We start from the raw sequence: 12,094 nt of genomic DNA on the forward strand, positions 1-12,094 counted from the left end.
GTGACGTTCGATGTCGAGTACTGAAGTGTCGAGTACCGGAGTGTCGAGTACGGAAGCGAAGCTCCGTCAGTACCTGAAGCGGGTCACAGTGGACCTCGGCCAGGCCCGCCAGCGCCTGCGCGAGGTGGAGGAGCGCGCCCAGGAGCCCATCGCCATCGTCTCCATGGCGTGCCGCTTCCCCGGCGACACCCGCACGCCCGAAGCCCTGTGGGACCTGGTCGCGGCGGGCGGCGACGCCGTCGGCGACTTCCCCACCAACCGCGGCTGGGACCTGGAGGGCCTCTACCACCCGGATCCCGAGCACCCCGGAACGAGCTATGTGCGCCGCGGCGGCTTCCTCCACGACGCCCCCGGTTTCGACGCCTCGTTCTTCGGGATAAGCCCGCGCGAGGCGCTGGCGATGGACCCGCAGCAGCGGGTGCTGATGGAGACGGCCTGGCAGCTCCTGGAGCGGGCCGGTATCGGCCCGGCGACGCTGAAGCTGACGCCCACCGGCGTCTACATCGGCGCGGGCGTGCTCGGCTTCGGCGGCGCGCAGCCCGACAAGGCGGTCGAGGGGCACCTCCTCATCGGCAACGCGCTGAGCGTCCTCTCCGGGCGCATCTCCTTCACCCTCGGCCTGGAGGGCCCGTCGGTCAGCGTCGACACCGCGTGCTCCTCCTCGCTGGTCTCGATGCACCTGGCGGCCCAGGCGCTGCGGCAGGGCGAGTGCGACCTGGCCATGGCGGGCGGCGTGACCATCATGTCGACGCCAGGCGCGTTCACGGAGTTCTCCCGCCAGGGCGCACTCTCGCCCGACGGGCGCTCCAAGGCGTTCGCCGCCTCGGCCGACGGCACGGGCTTCTCCGAGGGCGCGGGGCTCATCCTCCTGGAGCGTCTCTCCGACGCGCGCCGCAACGGCCACGAGGTGCTCGCGGTGATCCGCGGCTCTGCCGTGAACCAGGACGGCGCGAGCAACGGCCTGACCGCACCCAACGGCCCCTCGCAGGAACGCGTCATCCGCGCGGCCCTCGCCAACGCGGGCCTGGGCGCCGCCGAGGTCGACGCGGTCGAGGCCCACGGCACCGGCACCAGGCTCGGCGACCCCATCGAGGCCGGGGCGCTGCACGCCACCTACGGGCGCGAACGCGACGACGACCACCCGCTGTGGCTCGGCTCGGTCAAGTCGAACATCGGTCACCCGCAGGGCGCCGCGGGCGTCGCGGGCGTGATCAAGATGGTGATGGCCCTGCAGCGCGAACTGCTGCCCGCCACGCTGTACGTCGACGAGCCCACCTCGCACGTCGACTGGTCCTCCGGGACGGTCAGGCTGCTGACCGAGCCGGTCGCGTGGACGCGCGGTGAACGCCCGCGCCGCGCAGGCGTGTCCGCCTTCGGCATGTCCGGGACGAACGCCCACGTCATCCTGGAGGAGGCACCCGAGGAACCCGAGGTACTTGAGGCGCCTGAGGTACCTGAGGCACCCGAGCCCGCCGTGGTGCCGTGGGTGGTCTCCGCGCGCGGCGAGGAGGCGCTGCGGGCGCAGGCCGCGCTGCTGGCCGAGCACGTGGACGACGACGCACAGCGGCAGGCGTCGCCCGCGGACATCGGGTGGTCGCTCGCCACGACACGGTCCGTGTTCGAGAACCGGGCCGTGGTCGTCGGCGCGGACCGCGCGGCACTCCTCGACGGACTGCGGTCACTGGCCGACGGCGAGGCCTCGCCCGACGTGGTGTCCGCGGCGGTCGGCGCCACGGGGCCGGGGCCGGTCATGGTCTTCCCCGGACAGGGCGGCCAGTGGGTGGGCATGGGCGCCCGGCTCCTTGAGGAGTCCCCGGTGTTCGCGGCCCGCATCGCCGAGTGCGAGCAGGCCCTGGACGCGTACGTCGACTGGTCCCTGACGGACGTGCTGCGCGGGGACGGGTCCGAACTGTCCCGCATCGACATCGTCCAGCCCGTGCTGTGGGCCGTCATGGTCGCCCTCGCCGCCGTCTGGGCCGACCAGGGAATCGAACCCGCCGCGGTCGTCGGCCACTCGCAGGGCGAGATAGCCGCGGCGTGCGTCGTGGGCGCCATCTCCCTGGAGGAGGCGGCGCGCATCGTGTCAGTCCGCAGCGTCCTGCTGCGGCAGCTGTCCGGGCGCGGCGGCATGGCGTCCCTGGGCATGAGCCAGGAGCAGGCCGCCGACCTGATCGACGGTCACCCGGGGGTGGTCGTCGCCGCCGTCAACGGGCCATCCTCCACGGTCATTTCGGGCCCGCCCGAGGGCATCGAAGCCGTCGTGGCCGACGCCAAGGAGCGCGGACTGCGGGCCCGCGCCGTCGCCTCCGACGTCGCGGGGCACGGACCGCAGCTGGACGCGATCCTGGATCAGCTCACCGAGGGCCTGGGCGGGATCAGGCCCGCCGCCACCGACGTCGCGTTCTACTCCACCGTCACCGCGGGGCACCTCACCGACACCACGGCCCTGGACTCCGCCTACTGGGTGCAGAACGTGCGCCGCACGGTGCGCTTCGCCGACACCATCGACGCCCTCCTCGCCGACGGCTACCGCCTGTTCATCGAGGCCAGCCCGCACCCCGTCCTCAACCTGGCGCTGGAAAGCATCATCGAGCAGGCGGAAGTGCCCGCCTCGGTGGTCACGACCCTGCGCCGGGACAACGGCGACACCGCCCAACTCGCCCGCGCCGCGGCCCAGGCGTTCACGGCGGGCGCGGAGGTCGACTGGCGGCGCTGGTTCCCGACGGAGCCGACCCCTCGTACCGTCGACCTGCCCACCTACGCCTTCCAGCGCCAGGACTTCTGGATCGCACCCACCGCCGGAGGCTCCGGCGACCCCGCGGGGCTCGGCCTCGCCGCGTCCGGACACCCGCTCCTGGGCGCCTCCGTGGGCCTCGCCAGCGGCGACGTACACCTGCTGAGCGGCCGGGTGTCGCGGCAGTCGGCGGCGTGGCTGGACGACCACGTCGTGGCAGGTCACGCGCTGGTGCCGGGCGCCGCCCAGGTGGAGTGGGTGCTGCGGGCCGCCGACGAGGCGGGCTGCCCCGCCCTGGAGGAACTGACGCTGCAGACCCCGCTCGTCCTGCCCGACACCGGCGGCCTGCAGATCCAGGTCGTCGTGGACGCGGCCGACACCGAAGGCCGACGCGACGTACGGCTGTTCTCCCGCCCCGATGACGACGACGCCTTCGCGTCGACACGGCCCTGGACCTGCCACGCGACGGGTCTCGTCGGCCCGGAGCTGCCTCAGGGCGAGCCCGGTTCCGCGACCGGGGGCGAGACTGAGACCCTGGACGGCGCATGGCCCCCGCCGGGCGCGGAGCCCGCGGACCCCGATGAGCTCTACGCACAGGCCGACCGCACCGGATACGGCTACGGGCCCGCTTTCCGCGGCGTACGGGCGTTGTGGCGCCACGGCAGGGACGTCCTGGCCGAGGTGACGCTGCCCAAGGAGGCGGGCGACCCGGACGGCTTCGGCATCCACCCGGCCCTCCTCGACGCGGTCCTGCAGCCCGCTGCCCTGCTGCTGCCGCCCACCGAAGCCGCCGAGGTCTGGCTGCCGTTCGCGTGGAACGACGTGGCGCTGCACGCCGTACGGGCCACCACGGTCCGGGTGCGCCTCACCCTGCTCGGCGAGCGCATCGACCAAGGCCTGCGGATCACCGTGGCCGACGCCGTGGGCGCCCCGGTGCTCACCGTCCGCGACCTGCGCTCGCGCCCGACCGACACGGGTCGGCTCGCCACGGCGGGCACCAGGGAACGCCACGGGCTGTTCGACCTGAAGTGGCTTGCGTCTCCGCAGGGCGCGGGCGGTCCCGTCGAGGCGGCCCCCGAAGGCTGGGTGACTCTTGGTGAGAACGCCGCGGACCTCGCGAGCCTCACTGACCTCATGAGCCTCACGGACCTCTTGGCGTCCGTCGAGGCCGGTGCCCCTGCGCCGCAGCTGGTCGCCGCCCCCGTCGAGCCCGACCCGTCCGACGACGGCCTGACCCTCGCCACCCACGTCCTCGACCTCGTACAGACCTGGCTGGCCGCACCGCTGCACGACTCCCGCCTGGTCCTGGTGACGCGAGGCGCGGTGGCATACGACGAAGACGGGACCCCCAGGGGCGGCGACGTGGATGTCGCGGCCGCCGCCGTATGGGGTCTGGTCCGCAGCGCACAGTCGGAGAACCCCGACCGCTTCACGCTGATCGACCTCGGCCCCGACGACACGCTTGCCGCGGCCATGGACGCGGCACAACTGGACGAGCCCCAACTCGCCCTGCATGGCGGCGAGATACGTGTACCCAGGCTGACGCGCGCCGAGGATGCGCAGGGCGGAGGAGCGCCCGGCCCGCAGGAGGCACCTGGCACCGAGGAGATCGACCCCGACGGCACGGTCCTCATCACGGGCGGATCCGGCGTACTCGGCCGACTGGTGGCCGAACACCTCGTCAGGGAGTGGGGCGTACGCCACCTCCTTCTGGCGAGCCGACGCGGAGACCGGACACCGGGCAGCGACGAACTCCGCGACCGCTTGGCGGAGTTGGGTGCGACCGTGCGGATCGCCTCCGCCGATGTCGGAGACGCGGAAGCGGTCGCCGCCCTGGTCGCGTCGGTCGACCCGGCGCACCCGTTGACCGGTGTGATCCACGCGGCCGGTGTCCTGGACGACGCCGTGGTCACCGCGCAGACCCCCGAGAGCCTCGCGCGGGTGTGGGCGGCGAAGGCGACCGCGGCACGTCATCTGCACGAGGCCACGCGGGAGATGAGGCTCGGCCTCTTTGTGGTGTTCTCCTCCGCGGCCGCCTCGCTCGGCAGCCCCGGACAGGCCAACTACGCCGCAGCCAACGCCTATTGCGACGCCCTCATCCAGCACCGCCGCACCCAGGGACTCGCGGGCCTCTCCATCGCCTGGGGCCTGTGGCAGGCGACCAGCGGCATGACCGGGCAACTCAGCGACACGGACCTGGCGCGCATGAAGCGCACCGGTTTCGCCGCGCTGACCGACGCGGGCGGCCTGGCCCTGCTCGACGCCGCCCGCACCCACGACCACGCCTACGTGGTCGCCGCCGACCTCGACCCGCGCGCCGTGACCGACGGCCTGTCCCCGCTGCTGCGCACGCTCACCGCCCCCGCCACCCGGCGCCGGGTCGCCTCCGAGGGCCTCGCCGACGGAGCGCTCGCGGCACGCCTCACGGGCCTCGACGCGGACGGGCGTCTGCAACTGCTCACCGATGTCGTACGCGAGTACGTCGCGGCCGTACTCGGCCACGGCTCCGCCGCCCGGGTGAGCGTCGACATCGCCTTCAAGGACCTGGGCTTCGACTCGCTGACCGCGGTGGAGCTCCGCAACCGGCTCTCGGCCGCCTGCGACATACGGCTCCCCGCCACCCTCATCTTCGACCACCCCACCCCCCAGGCCCTCGCCACCCACCTCGTCCACCGCCTGGCAGGCACGGCGGCGCCCGCACCGGCGCCAGTGGCCCCGCGCCAGCGCCCCGGGACGACCGGCACCGACACGGACGACCCAGTGGCGATCGTCGCCATGACCTGCCGCTTCCCGGGCGGCATCAGCTCCGCCGAAGAGCTGTGGGACCTCCTCGACTCCCGCACGGACGCGATGGGCGGATTCCCCACCGACCGCGGCTGGGACCTGGGACGCCTCTTCCACCCGGACCCCGAACACACGGGCACCACCTACGCCGACCAAGGCGGATTCCTCCCCGACGCGGGTGATTTCGACGCGGCGTTCTTCGGCATCAATCCGCGTGAGGCGTTGGCGATGGACCCGCAGCAGCGGTTGCTGCTTGAGGCGTCGTGGGAGGTATTCGAGCGTGCGGGCATCGACCCGACCACGCTCAAGGGCAGCCTGACCGGCACCTACGTCGGCCTGATGAACCACGACTACGCCAAGTCGTTCCCCGAGGCCGACGCCCAACTGGAGGGCTACGCCTACCTCGCGAGCACCGGCAGCATGGTGTCCGGCCGGGTCGCCTACACCTTCGGCCTGGAGGGCCCGGCGGTGACGGTCGACACGGCGTGTTCGTCGTCGCTGGTGTCCATTCACCTCGCTGCCCAGGCGCTGCGCCAGGGTGAGTGCAACCTCGCCCTGGCGGGTGGCGTGACGGTCATGGCGGACCCGGACATGTTCGCGGGCTTCGCACGCCAGCGGGGCCTCTCACCCGACGGCCGCTGCAAGCCGTACGCCGCCGCGGCCGACGGAGTCGGCTTCTCCGAGGGTGTGGGCGTGCTCCTGTTGGAGCGGTTGTCGGATGCGCGTCGCCATGGTCATGAGGTTTTGGCGGTGGTGCGGGGTTCGGCGGTCAATCAGGACGGGGCGAGCAATGGCCTGACGGCGCCGAATGGACCGTCGCAGGAGCGGGTGATCCGGCAGGCGCTGGCCAGTGGTGGGTTGGTGTCGGCTGATGTTGATGTGGTGGAGGGGCACGGTACCGGGACGACGCTGGGTGACCCCATCGAGGCGCAGGCGCTGCTGGCGACGTATGGGCAGGGACGGGCGGTGGAGCGTCCGTTGTGGCTGGGTTCGGTGAAGTCGAACATCGGTCATACGCAGGCGGCTGCGGGTGTTGCGGGTGTCATCAAGATGGTGATGGCGATGCGGCGTGGTGTGGTTCCCGCGAGTTTGCATGTGGATGAGCCGTCGCCGCATGTGGATTGGGAGGCGGGCGCGGTTCAGCTGGCGGCGCGGTCGGTGCCGTGGCCGGAGGCTGGGGTGGAGGGGCGTCCGCGTCGTGCGGGTGTCTCTTCGTTCGGTGCGTCGGGGACGAACGCGCATCTGATTGTTGAGTCTGTTCCTGAGCTTGCGGGTGTGGTGTCGGAGGTTGGTTCGGAGGCCAGCCCGGAGGTCAGCCCGGAGGGTGCGGGTGTGCTGGTGCCGTGGGTGGTGTCTGCGCGGAGTCCGCAGGCGCTGCGTGATCAGGCACGGCGTCTGAGGGACGCGGTGGCGGGTGACGAGGCTGTGTCAGTGTCGGTGCCTGACGTGGGCTGGTCGCTGCTGAGTACGCGTGCGCTGCACGAGCGCCGGGCCGTGGTCGTGGGCGCGGAGCACGCCGATCTCGTGGCCGGTCTTGAGGCGCTGGCGGCGGGTGAGCCACATTCGGCGCTGATCGGGCCGCCTTCCTCGGAGGCCCGGGTGGGCGATGACGTGGTCTGGCTGTTCAGTGGGCAGGGCAGTCAGGTGGTGGGGATGGGGGCCGGGTTGTATGAGCGGTTCCCTGTGTTTGCTGCCGCCTTCGATGAGGTGTGCGGGCTGCTTGAAGGGGAGTTGGGGGTTGGCTCGGGTGAGCTTCGGGAGGTTGCGTTCCGGGGTTCGCGGGAGCGGTTGGATCACACGATGTGGGCGCAGGCGGGGTTGTTTGCGCTGCAGGTGAGTCTGGCCAGGCTCTGGGAGTCGGTGGGTGTGCGGCCGGGTGTGGTGGTCGGGCATTCGATCGGTGAGATCGCGGCGGCGCATGTGGCGGGCGTCTTCAGTCTGGCGGATGCGTGCCGGGTGGTGGGGGCGCGGGCCCGGCTGATGGGTGCGCTGCCCGAGGGTGGGGCGATGTGTGCGGTGCAGGCCACGCCCGGAGAGTTGGCGCCGGGTCTGGAGGGTTCGGGTGTGAGTGTCGCGGCGGTCAACACCCCCGATTCCACGGTCATTTCGGGCCCTGCGGATGAGGTGGAGAAGGTTGCCGCGCTCTGGCGGGAGCAGGGGCGTAAGACCAAGGCGTTGTCGGTCAGTCATGCCTTCCATTCGGTGTTGATGGAGCCGATGCTGGCGGAGTTCACCGAGGCGATACGCGGGGTGGAGTTCGCGGCGCCGAAGGTCCCGTTGATCAGCAATGTCTCGGGCGTGGAGGCGGGGGAGGAGATCGCTGCTCCGGAGTACTGGGCGCAGCACGTGCGGCAGGCCGTCCTCTTCCAGCCCGCCATCGCCGAAGTCGCGGCTCGTGCGGGCGTGTTCGTGGAGCTTGGTCCGGCTTCGGTGCTGATCACGGCTGCTCAGCGGACCCTGGACGACGTCGCCGATGCGCAAAGGGCTGAGCCTGTCGTCACCGCCTCCCTCAACCCGGGGCAGCCGGACGACGTGGCCTTTGTGCAGGCCATGGCACGCCTGCACACGGCCGGAGTCGCCGTGGACTGGTCCCTGTACTTCCCGGCTGACCCGCCGCCCCGCACCGTCGGCCTGCCCACCTATCCCTTCCAGCGGGAGCGGTTCTGGTTGTCGGGTCGTGTGGGGGGTGGGGATGCGGCGGGTCTGGGTCTGGTGGCTGCGGGGCATCCGTTGCTTGGTGCGGCGGTGGAGTTCGCGGATCGGGGTGGGTGTCTGCTGACGGGGCGGTTGTCGCGTTCGGGGGTTTCGTGGCTGGCTGATCATGAGGTGGCTGGGGCGGTGTTGGTGCCGGGTGCTGCGTTGGTGGAGTGGGCGTTGCGGGCCGGTGATGAGGTTGGTTGTGGGGTGGTGGAGGAGTTGATGTTGCAGGCGCCTGTGGTGGTGCCTGAGGCGTCGGGGTTGCGGGTGCAAGTCGTGGTTGATGAGGCCGCTGATGACGGGCGGCGTGGCATTCAGGTCTACAGCCGTCCTGATGCCGATTCGGATGGTGTGGGCGGTGACGACTCGTGGGTCTGCCACGCAACCGGCGTACTCGCTCCCGAAATCCCCCTTGCTGCGAACGAGATGACCGGAGCCTGGCCACCGGCCGGTGCCGAGCCGTTGGGCGTGGCGGACTTCTACGCGCGGGCCGCGGAGGACGGATACGGGTACGGTCCGGCCTTCCAAGGGCTGCAGGCAGTGTGGCGGCGCGGTCAGGATTTGCTGGCCGAGGTCGTACTCCCCGAGGCCGCCGGCGCGCACGACGGCTACGGCATCCACCCCGCCCTCCTCGACGCCGCTCTGCACCCTCTCCTCGCGTCGCGCTTCGAGGAAGGCGCCGGGGACGATCAGCTCTACGTGCCGTTCGCGTGGACCGGAGTGTCCCTACGGGCCGTAGGTGCCACGACGGTCCGTGTGCGCCTCCGTCCGGTGGGGGAGAACGCCGAGCACGGGGTGAGTGTGACGGTCACGGACACGACCGGCGGGGTCGTCCTGAGCGCCGACGCCTTGCAGACGCGTCCCGTGAAGCCGGGGCAACTCGCCCCCGCACAACAGCGTGCCGTACGCGGCCTGTTCGCCGTGGAGTGGACGCCGCTTCCGCTTCCGTCGTCCCTGGGTGATGCGGGGGAGGGCGGGGACTGGGTCATGCTCTCGGGCGGTGCCGTTCTCGCTGATGTGGTGTCAGCGGTGAGCGATCAGGTGCCGTGGGCGGTGCTGGCTCCCGTTGATGTCTCTGCCGGTGGTGGGCTGCCGGTGGCTGAGCGGGTGCTGTCGTTGGTGCAGGAGTTCCTGGCCGTGCCGGAGCTGGTCGAGTCCCGTCTTGTCGTGGTGACGCGGGGGGCGGTGGCTACGCAGGCTGATGACGGTGACGTGGATGCGTCCTCGGCTGCCGTGTGGGGCCTGGTGCGCAGTGCGCAGTCGGAGAACCCGGGACGCTTCGTCCTGCTCGACGTAGATCTGCTCGACTTTGACGACGACGTGCTGCCGCAGTCCGTACTGCGCCATGCCGTCCAGGACCTGGACGAGCCTCAACTCGCCCTCCGCAAGGGACAGTTCTCCATCCCGCGCCTCACCCAGGCGCACCGCTCCGCCGACATCGTCGCGCCGCCCGGCGAGGCGGCCTGGCGCCTGCGGATGGTGAACGACGGGTCGCTGGACGACCTGGCGGCAGCGGCCTGTCCGGAGGTGCTCGAACCCCTGGCGCCCGGACAGGTCCGCGTCTCGGTGCACGCCGCGGGGATCAACTTCCGAGATGTCCTTGTTGCGTTGGGCATGGTTCCCGCATACGGAGCCATGGGTGGTGAGGGTGCCGGTGTCGTGACGGAGGTCGGCCCCGACGTCACGCACCTGTCGGTCGGCGACCGGGTGATGGGCGTGTTCGAGGGCGCGTACGGTCCCGTGGTGATCGCCGACGCGCGGATGGTCGCGCCGGTCCCGCAGGGCTGGGACATGCGCCAGGCGGCCGGTATGCCCGCGGCCTTCCTGACGGCTTGGTACGGGTTGGTCGAGCTCGCCGGGGTGAAGGCGGGCGAACGGGTCCTGATCCATGCTGCTACTGGTGGTGTGGGGATGGCGGCGGTGCAGATCGCCCGGCATCTGGGGGCGGAGGTGTTCGCCACCGCGAGTCCGGCCAAGCATGCCGTGCTGGAGGAGATGGGTATCGATGCTGACCATCGTGCCTCCTCCCGGGACCTCGACTTCGAGGACGCGTTCCGCCGGGCCACAGGCGGCCGTGGCATGGACGTCGTGCTCAACAGCCTCACCGGCGAGTTCATCGATGCCTCCCTGCGGTTGCTGGGGGAGGGCGGCCGGTTCCTGGAGATGGGCAAGACCGACGTACGCGCTCCTGAAGAGGTGGGTGCGGAGTACCCGGGTGTCACGTACAGCGTGTACGACCTGGTTGCCGATGCCGGGCCCGAACGCATCGGCCGGATGCTGGACCAGCTCGGCGAGTTGTTCGCCTCAGATCGGCTTAAGGCGCTCCCGGTACGTTCCTGGCCGCTGGGCAAGGCGCAGGAGGCGTTCCGGTTCATGAGTCAGGCGAAGCACACGGGCAAGCTGGTGCTTGAGATCCCGCCTGCCCTCGACCCCGAGGGCACGGTGCTGATCACTGGTGGCACGGGTGTGCTGGGGCAGGTCGTGGCCGAGCACCTGGTGCGGGAGTGGGGCGTGCGGCATCTGCTGCTGGCCAGCCGCCGCGGCCCCGATGCTCCGGGAAGCCGGGAACTGGTGGAAAGGCTGGCGGGGTTGGGCGCCGTTGTGACCGTTGCCGCGGCCGATGTCGGCGATCCGGCCTCGGTGGTGGAGCTGGTCGGCAAGACGGACCCCTCGCATCCGCTCACCGGTGTCGTGCATGCGGCGGGTGTGCTGGAGGACGCAGTGGTGACGGCGCAGACGCCGGAGGGTCTGGCGCGGGTGTGGGCAGCCAAGGCTGCTGCCGCGGCCAACCTGCACGAGGCGACGCGCGGGATGCGGCTGGGACTGTTCGTCGTCTTCTCCAGCGCGGCCGCGACGCTTGGCAGCCCGGGGCAGGCCAACTATGCGGCGGCCAATGCCTATTGCGACGCGCTGATGCAGCACCGCCGGGCGCGGGGCCAGGCAGGACTCTCGGTCGGATGGGGCCTCTGGGAAGCCTCCAACGACACGGGAGCAAGCAAGGGAGACAGTACGACGGGTGCCGAGACCGGCGCCGGGTCGGGCGGCATGACAGGCGGCCTCAGCACCACCGACGTGGCCCGCATGGCACGTATCGGCGTCAAGGGCATGAGCAACGCCCACGGCCTCGCCCTGCTCGACGCCGCGTACCAACACGGCCGCCCCCACCTGGTGGGCTTCAACCTCGACCTGCGCACCCTGGCCACGCACCCCGTCGACACCAGGCCCGCCCTGCTGCGGGCCCTCGCCGCCCCCACCAAGGGCGGGGCGAGCAGGCCCACCGCGACGGCAGGCGGGCAGCCCGCCGACCTGGCGGGCCGACTCGCCGCCCTGCCGCCGTCCGACCGGCATCACACGCTGGTGCGGCTCATCAGGGAGCAGGCCGCCACCGTCCTCGGGCACCACACGGACAGCCTCACACCGGGCAGCACCTTCAAGGAGCTCGGATTCGACTCGCTCACCGCGGTCGAACTGCGCAACAGGCTGTCCGCCGCCACCGGCCTCCGGCTGCCCTCCGGCCTCGTCTTCGACCACCCGGACGCGGACAATCTCGCCGAACACCTCGGCGCGCAACTCGCTCCCGACGGCGGGACGCCCGCCGGGCAGGAGGCCACCGACCCGCTCCTCCGTGACCTCGCGAAACTCGAGAACGCCCTGTCCTCCGCCCTCGTCGAACACCTCGACGCCGACGCGGTCACGTCCCGGCTCGAGTCGCTCCTGTCGAAGTGGAAGGCGGCCAGTGCGGTGCCCGGCTCGGGCAGTACGAAGGAGCAGCTCCAGGTTGCCACGACCGACCAGGTCCTCGACTTCATCGACAAAGAACTGGGTGTGTGAACCGACCGTGCACGGCGCGACAACCACGCTGAAGGCTGGGTGAACTCT

Annotated in this window: 1 protein-coding gene; it reads left to right on the top strand. The window is 71.5% G+C overall.

What is annotated here, in order from left to right:
* The first annotated feature begins 40 nt into the window (after positions 1-40).
* Positions 41-12,046 (top strand): SDR family NAD(P)-dependent oxidoreductase, encoded by a 12,006-nt coding sequence (locus tag ABZV77_RS23130; protein WP_356259847.1) that lies wholly within the window; start codon positions 41-43, stop codon positions 12,044-12,046.
* Positions 12,047-12,094: the final 48 nt, after the last annotated feature.

The organism is Streptomyces sp. NPDC004732 (genome assembly GCF_040609235.1).
Classification (GTDB): domain Bacteria; phylum Actinomycetota; class Actinomycetes; order Streptomycetales; family Streptomycetaceae; genus Streptomyces.